Here is a 16,478-nt window from a genome sequence, read left to right as displayed (position 1 = left end):
TCCTTTATTCGCATAATAAATACAAAATCCACCATCCATGAATGTTTCATATAAAAGGAAGTAGGTAATAGATTAAAAGATTATCAAATGGTGTAGAAATGAGGAGAAAAGATGCGGAAATTATATGTAATTCTTTCATCCGTCCTACTTATTTTATCAGGCTGTAACATGCGTGTGTTGGATCCAAAGTCTCAAACAGCTAAGGGTCAATCCTTTTTAATTCAATTTAGTTTTGCCTTAATGATGATCGTCTTTACTACGGTCATAGTTTTGTTTATTTGGTTTGTATGGAAGTATCGACAAACAGAAGAAAACAAACATAGAATTCCGGAAGATGAGAAAGGGAATCGTTTTTTTGAAATAACATGGACAGTACTACCCATTATTTTATTGGCTGTTCTGGCAGTACCTACGATAAAAATCACTTATGAAATATCGGCTAGTTCCTCAGCAACGCCACCGAATGCGGTACATATTGATGTCACTGCCCAGCAATTTAGTTGGACATTTGAATATCAAAATGGAGTTGTCCAAACAAGTGAGCTTGTCATTCCTAAAGATCGTCCTGTTGTTTTTCATTTGAATTCTGATGATGTTATTCACTCGTTCTGGGTTCCTAAGTTAGGTGGGAAAATGGATGTTATTCCTGGCAAAGAGCGAAGGTTGATAGTAACACCGGATGAGATAGGAACATATCAAGGGAAATGTGCAGAATTCTGTGGGAAAGAGCACTCTCTTATGCGCTTTGAAACAATCGTCAAAACACAAGAAGACTATAAACAATGGATCCAAAAGATGAAACGAAAAACCGAGTAGAGGAGGGAGACGTATGACCTTTTATTTATTTGATCGAAGCTTTTATATTGCTTCTGACGTTTTGTTAGCGTACATAACCGTGATTTTATCGGGGGCTGCGATCTTTTATTTAATCACAAAGGCGGATAAATGGCCGACGATAAAGAAGTATGTAACCACTACTCACCATCGGAAAATAGGTGTTCTCTATTTGTTATCAGCAACTTTATTCTTTATCAGAGCTGGTATAGAAGCATTAATTATACGGGTCCAACTGGCCGTACCTGAAAATGACTGGTGGGTCTTTCAGGGGGATAAGTTTAATGAGGCATTCACTACTCATGGAACAATCATGATCTTCTTTGTGGCTATGCCACTTTTAATTGGTTTAATGAACGTAGCGGTTCCTCTACAAATTGGAGCTCGAGATATGGCGTTTCCATATATGAATGCTGTAAGCTTCTGGTTATTTCTCGCAGGGGCTATTCTTGTAAATATGAGCTTTTTTATGACGGCGTCTCCAAATGCGGGATGGACAGCTTATGCTCCTCTTAGTATAAGTACATACACACCTGAAGCGGGGAATGACTATTATGTATTTGGGTTGCAGGTATCGGGAATAGGGACGATTTTGGCAGCTATCAATATGATCGTTACCATCGTTCGTCACAGAGCACCAGGAATGAAGTTAACACGTATGCCTCTGTTCCCATGGTCTACACTCATTACATCGTTTCTTATTCTAATTGCATTTCCTGTTTTAACTATCGCCCTTTATATACTGATGTTTGACCGAATGTTTGGTACGCAATTCTTTACGGGTGAAGCGGGATCCCCAATTTATTGGCAACACTTATTTTGGATTTTTGGTCATCCAGAAGTGTATATCATTATACTTCCGGCATTTGGAATATTCTCTGATATTATTTCTACTTTCTCCAAAAAAAGAGTGTTCGGATATACCTCAATGGTTATTGCTATTACCATTATAGGGTTATTAGGCTTTATGGTTTGGGTCCACCATATGTTCACGGTTGGATTAGGACCATTAGTGAATACGGTTTTTGCTATTACAACCATGTTAATTGCTGTCCCTACAGGTATCAAAATTTTTAACTGGCTTTTCACAATGAGAAAAGGCTTGATCCAACTTACAACACCTATGCTGTTTTCGCTTGGTTTTATACCGACGTTTGTGGTAGGTGGTGTAACTGGAGTCATGCTTTCTGTTGCTGCGGCAGATATGCAATATCATGATAGTTACTTTGTAGTTGCCCACTTCCACTACACGATGATTGGTGGAACTGTATTAGGTGCTTTTGCTGGAATCTATTATTGGTTCCCGAAGATGTTTGGAATCAAGTTAAAAGAAACGTTAGGAAAATGGCATTTTTGGTTATTCGTAATTGGATTCCATATAACATTCTTCCCTATGCATCTAGCTGGATTAAATGGCATGCCTAGAAGGGTTTATACGTATCTTCCTAAAGATGATGTGTTTATTTACAATTTTGTTAGTACAATCGGTGCCTTTTTAATGGGTCTTGGAACGCTAGCGTTTATTTGGAATATCTATCAAAGCTTTAAGAATCCGGATTACACAGGAAATGACCCATGGGATGGTCGTACCCTTGAGTGGGCTGTACCGTCACCTGCACCTGAGCACCCATTCCAACCGATGCCTCTTGTGAAAACGATCGATCCATTGTGGGAAGCGAAACGTAATCGTGGTGGAAAACTACCAGAAGCAGAGAGTGCAAGAAGTGCTCCGATTGATGTGACTTCCTGGCAACCAATCGGATTAGCTGGCATGATGATGGTGTTTTCTCTAGCATTTATCTATCATCAAACATGGCTCCAAATTATTGCAGGAATAGGAGTTCTATCATTCTTTGTTATTCGAAACTTGACCGATGAACATGTAAGGGTGGCGAGAGAGGAGGAAAACGAATGAATACCTTCAAAACTGAACGTTTTCGTGATAAGCAGCTAGGGTTTGTGATGTATTTAATCGGTGAAGCAATTATGTTTGCTACGCTTTTTGCAACGTACTTTATTTATACGCCTACTGCTATTAATCCGATACCTAAAGAAGTATTTGAAGCAAGAACGGTGATCATTTCGTCTGTTTTCCTTCTCACAAGTAGTGCAACCATACACTATGGTGAAAAGGCTGTGGAAAAAGGGAACCATAAAGGGATATGGATCGGATTATTGACTACGTTTTTGTTATCAGTTGGTTTTATTGGTATGGAAGCACATGAGTTTCAGACTTACTACAAAGAAGGGTTCACGTTAACCCAAAACCTGTTTCTCTCTTCCTTCTATATCCTAGTAGGCTTACACGCTTCTCACGTCCTATTTGGGATGGGGTGGATGCTTGTATTAGCGTATCAAAAGAATCGAATTCCATTTATGAATTATGCGCAGAAGCAAAATATATTTAGTTATTATTGGCACTTTGTAGATGTGGTTTGGATTTTCATTATCACACTAGTCTATGGTCCGTATTTATTTTATTAGGTGTAAACGTATGTTTGGTCATTGACTTTGTAAGTCGGTATGGTAATAATAGGGGTATCATAAAATGTCGAATGAATAGGTTCGTCTACGTGTTGGTCATTCAAGAATGCCAGGAGGGTGAATCCCTTATGATGATGACATTTCAAGATTTTGTAACCTGTTTAGAAAACAGGTTATTACGTTCCTTAACAGAAAGGGAATGGGAGTTCACACGTTGGATGTATGAAAAGTATCAGAAGGAAGAGCGTTCATTTTAATATGGACGCTCTTTCTTTTTTAAATCCGACCTGAGACTGAGAAAGAACCATCCTAGAGTCAATAGCCGTTCTTATCAATTCCCTCTATAATAAAAGTACAATCAAACGAAAAAGGGAGCCGATAGCATGGGCAATTTGAACAACGTATTTAAAAAACTAGTGAAGTTTAAAGATGAATTCACTGAGGAGGATTCTTCAGGAATCTGGGAAAAGTTCGAAAAGGATTTCTCTGTACAAGAACTTAACGCATTGAACGTAAAAGGAGATCTTGGTGCAGGAAGTTTAATCATTAAACAGCAAAATGATGATGTAGATGAAGTAAAAGTCATTTGTGAATATAGAAAGACGATGCCCAATATTGAGTTCAACAAAATAGGAGATCAAGGTAAACTTAAGTTATCACAGCAGTCGCATACAGGTACCTGGAAGAATGCAAAACAAAAGTGGACGATTTATTTACCTACTGAAATTCCAACATCACTCAAATTAAATCTAGGTGCTGGTTCAAATGAGTTAGACTTTGGAGAAATTGATTTAGCTGGCTTAGAAATCCACTCAGGAGTAGGCTCATGCGATATTGACTTTACAAAACAATCACCAAAACACGCTAGAGTTCCAGTAGAGTTTGAAAGTGGTGTGGGAAGCATGGATATTCGCTTATCTGAAGACCTACCTGCAAAAGTAAAGTGCTCGAAAGGAATTGGATCATTTTCCGGAAGAAATAACATGGTGTCTATAGGGAATGAACAATTCACAACAAAAACCTTTGAGAAGGATGAACCTTACTTTGACTTTAGCATCTCATTAGGTGTAGGTAGCATTGATTGGATAACTGAATAAATTGTATTTCTATGTAAATTAGTCTGGGGACCTTCCCTGGATTTTTTTGTTTTAAAATTCTTCCACAATCGCCTCCTTATCTGGAAGACTTGGTTTCGAGATAATGTGCGTATGGTTCCGTTGCTTTTGTGCAGATCGGCGGGCTGTGGAACGGGTTGCTTTCCCCGGAAGACCGATCGAGCTTCCTCGTCACTTCGTTCCTGCGGGATCTCGCTCGCCCTTTCTACCGGAGGAGTCAACCCGTTCCACAGCCCACCTTAGCCGAATGGAGATTAACGGAACCGCCTTAGTTTTGGGATGAGGTGTTCTGATTCCAGGTAGTATAACCCTATCATGACAAGGCTCTGAACAACTTCTCTGAATATGATTTCCAACCAACATGAGGTGGGATAGCCAAATTATGGTCCGTTAGTTTCCATAATCGCGTGGAGGGAAGGAAACGGCAAACTGTCGTGGTAGCAAAGGCAAGACGAGACCCCGCAGGAACGAGGAGGCTATACAATGGAGGTTCTACTAAAACCGCCACATCATGTGGCAACGTAGAACTACCCCACGTCGTGTGGGGCAACAACAGGCTTGCCGTTTCACTGACCGTAACAAATTACCCAACAGCAACGGACTCCTCTCAGTTTCAAGTCTTCAACAATCCTGCCAGATTGCTGAGTAACTCATACAAAACTCCAAGCACCTTACCCAGTTACTTTTCATAAAACAGTTACTTTTTTCACATGCTAAGAGGAGATTATGAGAAATGAGGGCATGTGAGATGAACTGGTTATCCATTATTCCATTTATAGTGGTTGTTATAGCAGCCATTTGGACGAAACAAGTCGTACCGAGTTTGCTATTTGCAGTAATTGTAGCAGGGTATCTTGCAGAGCCTGACTGGTTAGGCGGTATGACAGCGGCTCTTGGATTTATCGTAGAAGGACTTACAGATAAAAACAATTTAAAAATCATCATCTTCCTTTACGCTTTCTCCGGATTGATCGGATTAATTCGTACCTCTGGTGGAATCAAAGGATTTGTAGAACAAGCTACAAACAAAATCCAAGGAAAAAAGGGTGCTTTTACACTAACGTGGATTTCCGCACTCGGGACTTTTAGTGCACCGAGCTTTCGTATCGTTACAATTGGTCCTGTTATGAAAGCAATGCGGAGGAAAATCCCCATGACGAAGCAAGAACTAGGATTTGTTATCGAGACTACTGCTTCACCTTTTATCGTACTCATTCCGGTAGCAACAGCGTTTGTAGGATACATGTCTTCTGTCATTCAACTCTCATTGAACCAATCCAACTTAGAGGGCGATTCTTATATGCTATTTTTACAAAGCATCCCCTTTAACTTTTTCGCTATATCTATGCTGTTGATTGGATTTTACCTTAGTTTCTTCCACAAGAGTAAAAAGAAAGCAACGGATGCTGAAGATGGAACAAACTCACAAGGTAAAGATGATGATGATCAGTGGGAGGATTGTCACCCGGCAGTTGCCAAAGATTTACCTTCAAATGCATGGCATCTTATTGTTCCGTTACTAAGCGTCATTGTTTTTACATTTGTATTGATGTATGCCTTAGGTGTAAAGAAAGATAAAGAGGGATTACAAGCGTTGATTAATGCAAATGTATTAGACGCGATGGTATTAGCTGTTGTCGTTACAATAATTGGATTTGTCCTTTACCTAAAAGTAAGAGCAATGCCTTTACGTAAACAAATGAATGACCTTGTAATCGGTGGGAATGAAATGATGAATGTCATTTTACTGCTGGCTATGGTTTGGGGACTCAGTCAGGGGTCAGAGGTGCTTGGATTTGCGGATACGATCTCTTCTTCCTTGAAATGGATACCTGCATCATTTGTAGCTGTCCTTGTCTTTTTAATTGGTTGTGGATTGTCCTATTTCATTGGGTCATCATGGGGAACATGGGGGATCTTAATGCCTGTTGGAATTTCGATAGCAAGTGTTTCCGGGAGTTCGTTACCTATTGTAATTGGAGCTGTGTTTGCGAGTGGGACGTTTGGAGCTTTTTCATCTCCCCTAAGTGATAATACGAATACAACTGCAGGCATCCTCAATTTAAATCCGGTTAAATATGCAAAATTTAAATTAAAGCCAGCTCTAATCGCTGCTGGTGTAGCATCTGCCCTTTACTTTGTATTACCTTTCTTTTTTTGATGGGTAGAATACTTCCCCCTAAAATCCTCGGTTTTGGAATACCTTTAAAACCGGGGACTTTTTATTAAAAGAACTTAAATTGAAATAGGATGAAGGGGTCAACACATAAATTATAGAAAAAACGGGAATATCCATTAAGACCAACATACATAGAGAGGTGATCACTTTGAAATATGTCATTATTGGAGGAGATGCGGCTGGCATGAGTGCAGCTATGCAGATTGTTCGAAACAGTGAAGGAAATGAAATCGTTACATTTGAAAAAGGAGAGACGTACTCCTATGGTCAATGTGGGTTACCTTACGTTGTCAGTGGAGATGTTGAATCTTCAGATGATTTAATTGCCAGAACTCCGGAAACGTTTCAAGAAAAGTACGGGATTAAAACGAATACATTACATGAAGTGACTGAAGTGGATTGTAATAAAAAAGTTGTCAAAGGTAAGGATTTACGATCAGGAGGAACTTTTGAAGAAAGTTATGATCGTTTGCTTGTAGCTTCAGGGGCAAGTCCTGTTTGTCCCCCATGGGAAGGATTAGAGCTTGATGGGATTTTCAGTTTGAAAACGATCCCTGACGTGCATGAAATTCTAGACTATATGCAAAAAGATGTTCAAAAAGTATCGATTATAGGCGGAGGATATATAGGGCTTGAGATGGCTGAAAGCTTTGCTGCTGTTGGCAAGGAAGTTAAAATGATTGAACGTGGTGAACAGCTTGCAAAGATTTTTGATGAAGATATGGCAGACCTCATTCATGAAGAAGCTTATAAACAAAACGTTTCAATCGCCTTTGGTGAGTCGGTAGAAGGATTTAAAGGAGAAGAAGGTAAAGTGTCATGTGTGGTGACTGACCATAGTGAACATGAAGCTGACTTAGTGCTTGTAGCGGTAGGCGTTACACCTAATACCAAATTCCTTGAAGGTACAGGGGTGTACACCACTCTCAAAGGAGCCATTAACGTTAATGCCTATATGGAAACAAATATAAAAGATATTTATGCAGCAGGAGATTGTGCTACACAGTTTCATCGAATCAAGCAAAAAGAAGATTTTATTCCACTAGGAACACATGCAAATAAGCAAGGGGCAATCGCTGGCATGAATATGGTTGATATTCCTACAACTTTTAAAGGTATTGTTGGAACATCCATTATTAAATTTTTTGACCTTACTTTAGGGAGAACGGGTTTGTCAGAAAAAGAAGCGGATTCCTTAAAAATTCCTCATAAATCGGTGAAGATCAATTCTACACATGCGGCGGGTTATTACTCAAAAGAAGGTAAAATGACGTTGAAAATCTTGTATCATGCGAAAACTAATCGTATTTTAGGTGGCCAAATTATCGGCAGAGAAGGGGTAGACAAACGGATTGATGTGCTCTCTACCGCTTTATATCATTCCATGGAAATGAACGATCTACTTGATCTAGACCTCTCTTATGCTCCACCATATAACAGTGTATGGGATCCTTTGCAACAAGCAGCTAAAAAAGCGAAATAGATAAATTTTGATGCTCACTCAAAAAAAGAGTGAGCATTTTTTATTGACAATTTTCAGATAACTTGTAAAATAATACTCATACATTATGTGAGGAAACATAACATTAATTGTGAGGAGATGATTTTTATGAGTGAAATTGGATTAATGAATAGTGTTTGGACGATGCTTGCGACGGTATTGGTGATCTTGATGGTAGGCGGATTTATCCTGTTAGAAGCAGGATCAACAAGAATGAAGAATGCAGGACATATTGCGGCAAAAACAATATTAACATTTGGGATTGCATCACTAATGTTCTGGGCTGTAGGTTATGGAATGATATTTGGTGAAGGGAATGCTTTTGTAGGGTTATCGAAGTTTTTCTATAGTGGTGGAATCGATCCCAGTTCAGATTTAGCTGAATCTGTGTTCTTTTTATTCCAGCTTGCTTTCGCTGGAATTGCGATTACTATTGCATTCGGAGGTTTTGCGGAAAGAGCTAAACTTTCTTCGTATGTGTGGTTTGCCATTCTGTTTTCGGTCTTCATTTATCCGGTCGTAGCTCATTGGATATGGGGCGGCGGATGGTTGTCAGATCACGGAAAGCAAGACTTTGCTGGGTCTACTGTGGTCCACTTAACAGGAGCGATGGCTGCTCTTGCGGCGACGATGATTTTGAAGCCCCGTATCGGCAAATACAATCAAGATGGCAGTGTAAATGAAATTGAAGGGCATAATCAGGTTTATACATCTCTTGCAGTTTTATTGTTATGGGTAGGTTGGTTTGGTTTTAATGCAGGAAGTACTGTTTCAGTTGATGGAGCATTCTTCGGATATGTGGCGTTAAATACAAACTTAGCAGCAGCGGCTGGCGCAGTAGCGGCCATGTTCGTTACGGTTGTGGTAACTGGGAAAGCTCGCGTATCAACAATATTGAATGGTGCATTGGCGGGGCTTGTTGCCATTACTGCTTCTTGTGCTTTTGTGGCACCTTGGGCAGCTGTTTTAATTGGAGGAATCGCAGGTGTAATCGTGCATTATAGTATGGAGTTTTTCGAAAAGAGAAAAATTGACGATCCTATTTATGCACTATCTGTCCATGGTGTTGCAGGGATATGGGGGACTCTATCCACAGGCTTTTTCGCAACTCCGGAGTTAGCTGCAATGAACGGTGGTTTACCAGGCTTGTTCTATGGTGGAGGCTTCACTCAACTAGGAGTGCAATTATTAGGGGTTACAGCTAGTGGGGCGTATGCTTTTGTTGTTTCTTACATCTTCTTATACGTGATCCATAAAGGATTAGGTGGAATGCGTGTAAGTAAAGGTGAAGAACTACAGGGCTTAGATCTCAGTGAGCATGGTAGTTATGGTTACCCTGAAGTGTTTGGAGGACAATCTCAAAAACATAGGAAAACTAGCTAATGAATTGAAAAATCCGGGCATTGAAGAATGCTCGGATTTTATTATGTAAGGAAAGTTAACATTAAGAATTTAGAGAGCTCTCCTTGTTATAAAGGTTTACGTTATTAAAAGTATATGAGACCCCTTTATAAATAATCCACAAAATCAAAAAGACACCGAAAGTTAACATTTCTAAATGAACATAATACCAACCCCCATCTCCTAATAAATCTAATGGAGTGCTTGCCGTAGGAGTGTGTGATAAATACAAGTAGTTCGATCCTATTTGTTTATTAATAAAGAAAACGACTACTGCGTACAAGTTTAAAATGCCGAACGTTTTTAAGAGTGTTCGGAATTTGATGACAGCAGATGATGTTAGAACGAGAAACAAACTCGCCCAGGTGATCGACATGTGATGCATGAAAAACTTCCAAAAGCGATAATGAGGGTAGTCATTGATGAGCTCGGGTGTAATAAGGGCTAAAAATGCTGGGATAATGCCTATGAAAAAATTGATTTTAATCAGTTTTTCATTTCTGCTCCAAAGGGCAAACATAGCTATAATAGAAGCTATACCGCATAAATGTAATGGGATGTGTTCACTAAAGCTCCAGACATTATTGGTAATAGCCCACGCTTGATAGGTGATTTCTGAGATCAATAATATACTAAATAATATCCACCTTGTGATTTGGTAGAGAGTGGATTGTTTTTGAAGTCTTTTATAATTTAATATAAGGTAAAGGAATCCGATACCAAAAAAGACCAGAACCGTTATATGGCTTGTTGAAAATGCTTCAAACGGTTGGTAGGTTGTTTTTCCGAACCATCGTTCCATAAATGTCACCCACTTAATTCCATTGATCAACCACACTTATTTTACCATATTCTGATTGTTTAGATCGTTATGAATTTTATTTGAGGGAGGTTAAGAATTTGAAGAAAATCAACTGTTTTCAATGCAAACACTTCTATACAACCTGGAACCCTCAATTTCCAAGAGGCTGTAAAGTGTATGGATTTAAAACAAAAGAGCTTCCTTCCGCTTTGGTTCTCAAGTCTTCTGGGTCTCCTTGTTTGGCTTTTGAATCCAATAAGCCTTCTAAGCCGCCTAAAAAACAATCGATATCATCATTTGATGTTAAACTTTAAAGATCATTATACAATTTCGTGTAATGATCTTTTCTATTTTACAAACACTAAGTTTTAGCTCCAAAATGCTGCCAAAAGAACTGTAAACAAATTGAAATTTCAGAAAATATATCGTCATTAATGGTGATCTATGATATAGTAAATCATTATTTCTAAACCAAATATTGAAGGGAGACAACAAGAATGGCAAGAGAAAAATGGGCATCAAAACTTGGATTTATGCTAGCAGCCATGGGATCGGCTGTCGGTTTAGGAAATATATGGCGCTTTTCATATGTAGCTGGTGAAAATGGTGGAGGAGCGTTTTTGATCCTATACCTTGGTTTTGTGTTATTAATTGGAATCCCTGTCCTTCTAGCTGAATTTAGTATTGGAAGGCAAGCTCAAAGTGACGTTGTTGGCTCTTATAAAGAGTTAGCACCGAATAAACCTTGGTACTTAGCAGGTTTTATGGGGATTGCTAGTGCGTTTTTGATTTTAGGGTTTTATAGCGTTGTAGCAGGCTGGTCGTTATACTACTTTTGGAATTATATAAATGGATCATTTTGGACGATACCAGATGCAGGTTATGGAGCAACGTTTGAAGGGCTGATATCAAATCCGACTACGCCGCTATTTTGGCATGGATTGTTTATGGTACTAACCATATTGGTTGTTTTAACAGGAATTAAAAAAGGGATTGAAAAGTCAAGTAAGGTTTTCATGCCTACATTAGCTGTTTTATTAGTATTGTTGGCGGCTTATAGTGTGACCTTAGAAGGAGCCGGAGAAGGACTTCGTTTTCTGTTCCAACCGAATTGGGCTAAAATTGATAGTGGTGTTATTTTAGCAGCCCTTGGACAGGCGTTCTTTTCCCTTAGTTTAGGTATGGGCGCGATGATGACGTATGGAAGTTATTTGCCGAAAAGTGAATCTCTCCCATCAGCAACTGTAGGTATAGGCTTAATGGATACTGTATTTGCTATTGTTGCAGGTGTTGTGATCTTTCCGGCAGTTTATGCATTTGACATTAGTGCAAGCTCAGGTCCGCCGCTTGTGTTTATCACATTACCTGGGATCTTTGCACAGATGCCATTTGGATCTATAGTAGGGTTGCTATTCTTCTTCTTACTATCCATTGCAGCATTGTCATCAGCTATTTCAATATTAGAAGTCCCAGTAGCATACTTTATGAGAAGGTTTAAATGGTCCAGACGCTTTTCTAGTATTTTTATTGGTGTAATCATGTATATCCTTGGTGTAGTTGTATCCCTTGGCTTTGGTGTTTGGTCAGGTGTTACACCTATTGGAGAACTTGGTATCTTAGATTCAATGGATTATGTAGCATCAAACATCTTATTACCATTAGGTGGATTAACGATCGCGTTATTTGTTGGTTGGCAATGGTCTAGCAAAGAGGCGTTTAGTGCAAGTGATATGACGAATCTTGGCTTACGATACGTATGGCTAAGTGTTGTGAAGTTTCTTGCGCCGATCTTTATCGTTTTAATTTTCCTACAGTCGATAGGGATTATAGGCTAAATGATTAAATTATTAAATCATCATGACCCTGCTGTAGCTCAATTGATAGGCAACCTTCAACAACGTAGCTATCAATTGGAAGCGGATATACTAGGGGTTACTTCTCTACCTCCTTTCAATGATGGGGATGTAGAGCTTAAAAACAGCGAGGAGCACTTTATTGGATACGTTTCTGAGGAGAAGGTATACGGGTTTGCTTCATATGAAGAATTAGGTGAGGGTTATCTCATTACGCGTTTAGGTGTGGATCCAGATCATTTAAGGAAAGGGATTGGCACATCAATGCTTAAATATTTTGAAGAACGAGCCATGTATCCTCTTGAAATTATGACTGGTAAGGATAATATCCCAGCTGTACGATTATATGAAAAACATGGTTTTGAAGCCGTGGCCTATGCAGAAACAGAAGAGGGCATTTGGCTTGTGAAACTCAGAAAAGAAAAGTGAACGGCGCAAAAGCGTAAGCGCGCCCATTTAGCAACGAAGGGACTGGACTGAGCCCGTAGTACGATTAACAAAACTTGCTGACTGGCAAGCCGTCAGGTATAGGCAGAAGCTTAGTTGCCGTGGTACTTTCACCTAGAAATTTCAACTGCATCGAGTATCTTCTTTGTTAAAATTTCATGTCACAAACGTGTAAAGGAAACACGGTGAGTGGAACGAATCGATGTTGACTTATTGTACGGAGGCGAGGGAAGTCCCTTCGTTGCTGGGCGCTGGAGCTGGACTAGGCCCCGCTCTGATTAATGAGTTATACACAAGCCATAAACTTTATAATTTCTTACAAAGTAAAAAAGCTTAATCCTTAAGGATTAAGCTTTTTGTTTTTTGGGTTGAGCTTCTTTTGTTTCATCAGACTGATTCTGTTGTGTTTTCTCTTTATTCATCTGGCTTTCCCCATCAAATACAGCGCCATCCTCGATGATGAGTGCTCCTATTCGAGCTTTGCCTTCAAAATGACCTGAGGAAAGGATGTGTAATTTTTCTGAAACGGTGAGGTTGCCGCTAAGATGACCGGCTAATGTAACATTACGAGCTTGTACATCATGAGTGACTCTTCCGTCTGTACCTACAGTGAGATCACCCTCTAGGTGTACTTCACCATCCAAGGTTCCTTCAACGCGTAAGCTTGTCTTCGAGGTAATTTTACCTTCAAAAACGGTGTCTGCTCCAATGATTGTATCAACAGAATCTACTTGAGGTTTCTTTTTGTTTAACATCTAAGGTGCACCTACTTTTTAAATATTTTATTGCCCTACAAGGACATAGGGTAAAGGGTTTACATGTTTACCGTTTATCAAAATTTCATAATGGAGGTGGACGCCTGTACTTCTTCCGGTCGTGCCCATGGCTCCAATCTTATCTCCTTTTTTTACCTTCTCACCTGGCTCTACAAAAATTTCATCCAAGTGTGCATATTGGGTGGTATATTCCGAGGAGTGCTTAATAGAAATAAAGTTTCCATATCCTCCGTTCCGTCCTGCTTCTTTTACGAGACCATCTGCCGTGGCGTAAATCTCTGTGCGGTAAGGACCGGCAATATCGAGGCCTTTATGATGAGAAATAGATTTCGTAAAGGGGTCACTTCTGCCGCCGAACTTTGAAGTAATTTCTCGTGCACTTGTTGGCCAGATAGAAGGTAATCTAGCTAATTCTTTTTGTACGCTTTTTAATTCTGTAACAGTCTCTTTATATTCATTTACAAGTGTAGGGATACTTTGTTGAATGGTTTGAAGATCCTCAACCTTTTCGCTTTTCTTTGATTGTTCATCTGAAGAATAATTAAGTTGCTGTATGTTTAAGTTATCTCCGCCCTTACCCTTATGTAATTGATTGTCATTAGATACTAATTGATTCATTTCTTGCTGTAGGGTTACCAGCTTATCGATTTTTTGCTTTGTCTGGTTCGCATTTGATAAGAGCGTTTGGTATTTTGATTGTAGGGTTTTCAGTTCCTCTTGTTTATCCATTAATTGATTGGATAAAGTTTGACTGTTTGTTTCAAGGGAATTTGCTTGCTGATATGTAAAAAATAACGCTGTCCCGAGTGATAGTATGAATAAAGTGAATAGATATCCGATAGCTCTTGGGATTTTAATGGAGAAAACACGTTTTTGTGCGTTAGACATCACCATAAACGTCCATGAGCCTGTAAGGTATTTTAAGAGTCGTTTCAAGATCTAGTCCTCCAGCTTGTTAATATCGTGGTTTGACCTAATCTTTTTTCGACAAAATTTTATTAAATCCTTTGGTTTTTTCTTAAAATAGTATAAATTACCTACATAAAAAGACTTATTTTCCAGTAATGATAATAAATGTGAAATGTTGTTGGAGGGGGCATTCATGATATACTTTTTAACGGAAAGAGAAAGTTCCAATTAGGTAAGAGATTGAAGGAGGATCATAATGTCGGTTTCATATGATCAAATATTAAAAAAAATGATGAAAGAAATACAAGAGGCAAATCTTCAGCAAGAACAACCCGATAAAGTGAAAGAACATGTTCGAGCGGTGAAGTTGTTAGGAGATTTAATATTAGATGATGATTCGGTTACACCAAAAATGATGCAATCTAGCGTTGTGACCAATCAATCATCATTTGCATCGACTTCTCAACCACAGGGGGCAGAGACACCTACACCAGCTCCTAAGCCAAAACAAGAAATCGATCATGAAGAAGCAAATGGGGAGTCCTTGTTCGACTTTTAATTGCATAGTTAGGGGAGGAGAATAAAGATGAAATTGTTTTTACTACTTGGTATTATTAATGGTTTTCTAGCAGTAGCTTTAGGAGCATTTGGAGCTCATGGACTAGAAGGAAAGATATCCGAAAAGGCCTTGGCAACATGGGAGAAGGCAGTGAATTATCAAATGTTCCATACGATGGCCCTTTTAATTGTTGGGGTATTAATGGGAAGAATGACTGGTGGTAATATTGCAACATCTGGTTGGTTCTTCTTTGTGGGTATTTTACTGTTTTCAGGTAGTCTGTATATTTATAGTATCTCAGGAATTAAAACCTTTGCCATGATTACTCCATTAGGAGGCGTGTCCTTTTTAATTGGTTGGGTAATCCTTGGTTATGCAGTGATGAAGTTTCTCTAGAAATATAAGATTGTCGAAAATAAAATAATGATGATGGCGCGGATCATTTGTTGTAAAAACACACCCATATCTTGTCTGGTGAGATGAGCTAATCCTTCAAACAGGAAGCTTAAAGACAAGGTGTAAAACATAAGTAAAATAAAAAATGAAAATCCATCATTTACTAAGCCTATGATTCCACAAAAAAGAGCCAGTCCCATCATGATAAATTGTAGTTTTACGAACTTTAAAGAGGGATGCTGCATAAGCTTAACTCCTTTATATGTTAATGGTACCGTGTTCAGCCTATATGTTGTTGAAGTTTGATCAACAAGAACAGGCGGGGCACGGTACCTTTTTTATTGCAAAGTAGGTTTGGTCAACGTTTCTAACGCTGGTTACCATTCGTTATATTCGTTGTGTTGCCTCCGTATGGATAAGCGTAATTGATCTCTTCTGGGAATGTAATGTAATCAAGGTAAACCATTAATAACAAGTAGCGCATTCCTGTGTCAGGATCGCTGATAATGATGTGGTCACGACCGGCAGCTTCAATGATACCTTTGAAAACTTTGGCGTTCCATTCATCATTGTTTTCAAATGTCATATAAATGGTCGCTTGTTTGCCTTTATTCAGGCGTAAAATGTTTTCAATGTATGATTCTTCTTCAGGCAACATGCCAGGGAAGTCTGTGTACCCCGGACTTTGTGCGCTTTGCATGGGAGGTACTTGTAAACCGCTTTGCTGACCACCTTGTTGCTGTGGCATCTGCTGTTGAGGCATCTGTTGTCCCATTTGGTAAGGATACATCATTGGTTGACCTGTTCCTTGACCTTGCTGAGGGTACATTGGATAACCTCCTTGACCGTACCCGTACGATCCCCCTTGTTTTGAATTACTCATGCTGTCATACACTCCTTTCCATAGTTAAAAAGCCCTTTGGATATTCGGATTGTAGTAGATTGCAGAACCAATCTGACTTAAACCACCCTTCGTTGTATTGTCTTACTGAGAAAGCACGACAATATCCTCTCAGGCTTTAAAAAACATTGTGAACTTGTTCTGAGAAGTTTTTCTTCCCAACATTCAGCATATGACCTAAAAAAAGGAGTGTTCCTTTTAGGGTCATACTCACAATCCTCTTAGAAAAATGTATATGTGGAGAGTTATGGAGATATGAAAAAATATTAGAGAATAGAAGAGAAATGGGGAGTAAAAAAGGTGCTTGAACATGAAGTTCAA

17 protein-coding genes are annotated in these 16,478 nt (G+C 39.1%); 12 read left to right on the top strand and 5 right to left on the bottom strand.

All coding sequences use genetic code 11. The annotated features are described in order from the left end of the window. The first annotated feature begins 111 nt into the window (after positions 1–111). From coxB to GS400_RS18500, 8 genes are all read left to right on the top strand, one after another. Positions 112–816 (top strand): cytochrome c oxidase subunit II, encoded by a 705-nt coding sequence (gene coxB / locus GS400_RS18530; protein WP_160104208.1) that lies wholly within the window; start codon positions 112–114, stop codon positions 814–816. Positions 817–829: 13 nt separating this feature from the next. Then, positions 830–2,749, top strand: a complete 1,920-nt coding sequence (ctaD, locus tag GS400_RS18525) for a cytochrome c oxidase subunit I (protein WP_160104207.1) — start codon at positions 830–832, stop codon at positions 2,747–2,749. After that, positions 2,746–3,318 (top strand): cytochrome c oxidase subunit 3, encoded by a 573-nt coding sequence (locus GS400_RS18520; protein ID WP_160104206.1) that lies wholly within the window; start codon positions 2,746–2,748, stop codon positions 3,316–3,318. Before ctaD ends, GS400_RS18520 begins: the two co-directional genes overlap by 4 nt. A 128-nt stretch (positions 3,319–3,446) precedes the next feature. Then, positions 3,447–3,575, top strand: a complete 129-nt coding sequence (locus GS400_RS20365) for a hypothetical protein (RefSeq protein ID WP_255454150.1) — start codon at positions 3,447–3,449, stop codon at positions 3,573–3,575. A gap of 126 nt (positions 3,576–3,701) precedes the next feature. After that, positions 3,702–4,415: a toast rack family protein gene (locus GS400_RS18515; protein ID WP_160104205.1), complete on the top strand. Its 714-nt coding sequence runs from the start codon at positions 3,702–3,704 to the stop codon at positions 4,413–4,415. Positions 4,416–5,181: 766 nt separating this feature from the next. Next, positions 5,182–6,594, top strand: coding sequence for a Na+/H+ antiporter NhaC family protein (locus GS400_RS18510; RefSeq protein WP_160104203.1), 1,413 nt, complete (start codon positions 5,182–5,184; stop codon positions 6,592–6,594). 166 nt (positions 6,595–6,760) lie between these two features. Beyond that, a complete protein-coding gene (locus GS400_RS18505) occupies positions 6,761–8,095 on the top strand; it encodes an FAD-dependent oxidoreductase (protein ID WP_160104202.1) in 1,335 nt (444 codons plus the stop codon). A 126-nt stretch (positions 8,096–8,221) separates the two neighbouring features. Then, a complete protein-coding gene (locus GS400_RS18500) occupies positions 8,222–9,496 on the top strand; it encodes an ammonium transporter (protein ID WP_160104200.1) in 1,275 nt (424 codons plus the stop codon). 61 nt (positions 9,497–9,557) lie between these two features. On the opposite strand, the gene GS400_RS18495 is transcribed toward GS400_RS18500, so the two are convergent. Continuing rightward, the gene (locus GS400_RS18495; protein WP_160104198.1) at positions 9,558–10,316 is read right to left on the bottom strand and encodes a YwaF family protein; all 759 of its coding nucleotides are present in this window, start codon (positions 10,314–10,316) and stop codon (positions 9,558–9,560) included. 497 nt (positions 10,317–10,813) lie between these two features. Here GS400_RS18495 and GS400_RS18490 point away from each other — a divergent pair, with 497 nt between their 5' ends. Further along, on the top strand, positions 10,814–12,151 hold the full coding sequence (locus GS400_RS18490; protein WP_160104197.1) for a sodium-dependent transporter: 1,338 nt from the start codon (positions 10,814–10,816) through the stop codon (positions 12,149–12,151). Further along, positions 12,152–12,598, top strand: a complete 447-nt coding sequence (locus GS400_RS18485) for a GNAT family N-acetyltransferase (RefSeq protein ID WP_160104196.1) — start codon at positions 12,152–12,154, stop codon at positions 12,596–12,598. Positions 12,599–12,963: 365 nt separating this feature from the next. Here the strand turns inward: GS400_RS18485 and GS400_RS18480 are convergent, their stop codons facing one another. Next, the gene (locus GS400_RS18480) at positions 12,964–13,371 is read right to left on the bottom strand and encodes a bactofilin family protein (protein ID WP_160104195.1); all 408 of its coding nucleotides are present in this window, start codon (positions 13,369–13,371) and stop codon (positions 12,964–12,966) included. Positions 13,372–13,398: 27 nt separating this feature from the next. Continuing rightward, positions 13,399–14,328, bottom strand: coding sequence for a M23 family metallopeptidase (locus tag GS400_RS18475; RefSeq protein WP_160104194.1), 930 nt, complete (start codon positions 14,326–14,328; stop codon positions 13,399–13,401). A gap of 229 nt (positions 14,329–14,557) precedes the next feature. On the opposite strand from GS400_RS18475, the gene GS400_RS18470 reads away from it, so the two are divergent. After that, on the top strand, positions 14,558–14,860 hold the full coding sequence (locus GS400_RS18470) for a DUF5327 family protein (RefSeq protein WP_160104193.1): 303 nt from the start codon (positions 14,558–14,560) through the stop codon (positions 14,858–14,860). Positions 14,861–14,887: 27 nt separating this feature from the next. After that, the gene (locus GS400_RS18465; RefSeq protein ID WP_027447926.1) at positions 14,888–15,256 is read left to right on the top strand and encodes a DUF423 domain-containing protein; all 369 of its coding nucleotides are present in this window, start codon (positions 14,888–14,890) and stop codon (positions 15,254–15,256) included. Here GS400_RS18465 and GS400_RS18460 read toward each other — a convergent pair. Both GS400_RS18460 and gerQ read right to left on the bottom strand, forming a co-directional pair. Then, on the bottom strand, positions 15,253–15,501 hold the full coding sequence (locus tag GS400_RS18460) for a hypothetical protein (RefSeq protein WP_160104192.1): 249 nt from the start codon (positions 15,499–15,501) through the stop codon (positions 15,253–15,255). The two genes, GS400_RS18465 and GS400_RS18460, sit on opposite strands and share 4 nt — an antisense overlap. 122 nt (positions 15,502–15,623) lie before the next feature. Then, positions 15,624–16,139, bottom strand: coding sequence for a spore coat protein GerQ (gene gerQ / locus GS400_RS18455; RefSeq protein WP_370519715.1), 516 nt, complete (start codon positions 16,137–16,139; stop codon positions 15,624–15,626). Between the last annotated feature and the right edge of the window lie 339 nt (positions 16,140–16,478).

Origin of the sequence: Pontibacillus sp. HMF3514, from assembly GCF_009858175.1 — a bacterium.
In the GTDB taxonomy this organism is placed as follows: domain Bacteria; phylum Bacillota; class Bacilli; order Bacillales; family BH030062; genus Pontibacillus.
This window is presented reverse-complemented; position numbering and strand designations above follow the sequence as displayed.

Bases quoted from the DNA above. Each gene is read 5' to 3' on its own strand.
- coxB (WP_160104208.1), top strand. From the start codon at position 112: ATGCGGAAATTATATGTAATTCTTTCATCCGTCCTACTTATTTTATCA.
- ctaD (WP_160104207.1), top strand. From the start codon at position 830: ATGACCTTTTATTTATTTGATCGAAGCTTTTATATTGCTTCTGACGTT.
- GS400_RS18520 (WP_160104206.1), top strand. From the start codon at position 2,746: ATGAATACCTTCAAAACTGAACGTTTTCGTGATAAGCAGCTAGGGTTT.
- GS400_RS20365 (WP_255454150.1), top strand. From the start codon at position 3,447: ATGATGATGACATTTCAAGATTTTGTAACCTGTTTAGAAAACAGGTTA.
- GS400_RS18515 (WP_160104205.1), top strand. From the start codon at position 3,702: ATGGGCAATTTGAACAACGTATTTAAAAAACTAGTGAAGTTTAAAGAT.
- GS400_RS18510 (WP_160104203.1), top strand. From the start codon at position 5,182: ATGAACTGGTTATCCATTATTCCATTTATAGTGGTTGTTATAGCAGCC.
- GS400_RS18500 (WP_160104200.1), top strand. From the start codon at position 8,222: ATGAGTGAAATTGGATTAATGAATAGTGTTTGGACGATGCTTGCGACG.
- GS400_RS18495 (WP_160104198.1), bottom strand. From the start codon at position 10,316: ATGGAACGATGGTTCGGAAAAACAACCTACCAACCGTTTGAAGCATTT.
- GS400_RS18490 (WP_160104197.1), top strand. From the start codon at position 10,814: ATGGCAAGAGAAAAATGGGCATCAAAACTTGGATTTATGCTAGCAGCC.
- GS400_RS18485 (WP_160104196.1), top strand. From the start codon at position 12,152: ATGATTAAATTATTAAATCATCATGACCCTGCTGTAGCTCAATTGATA.
- GS400_RS18480 (WP_160104195.1), bottom strand. From the start codon at position 13,371: ATGTTAAACAAAAAGAAACCTCAAGTAGATTCTGTTGATACAATCATT.
- GS400_RS18470 (WP_160104193.1), top strand. From the start codon at position 14,558: ATGTCGGTTTCATATGATCAAATATTAAAAAAAATGATGAAAGAAATA.
- GS400_RS18465 (WP_027447926.1), top strand. From the start codon at position 14,888: ATGAAATTGTTTTTACTACTTGGTATTATTAATGGTTTTCTAGCAGTA.
- GS400_RS18460 (WP_160104192.1), bottom strand. From the start codon at position 15,501: ATGCAGCATCCCTCTTTAAAGTTCGTAAAACTACAATTTATCATGATG.
- gerQ (WP_370519715.1), bottom strand. From the start codon at position 16,139: ATGAGTAATTCAAAACAAGGGGGATCGTACGGGTACGGTCAAGGAGGT.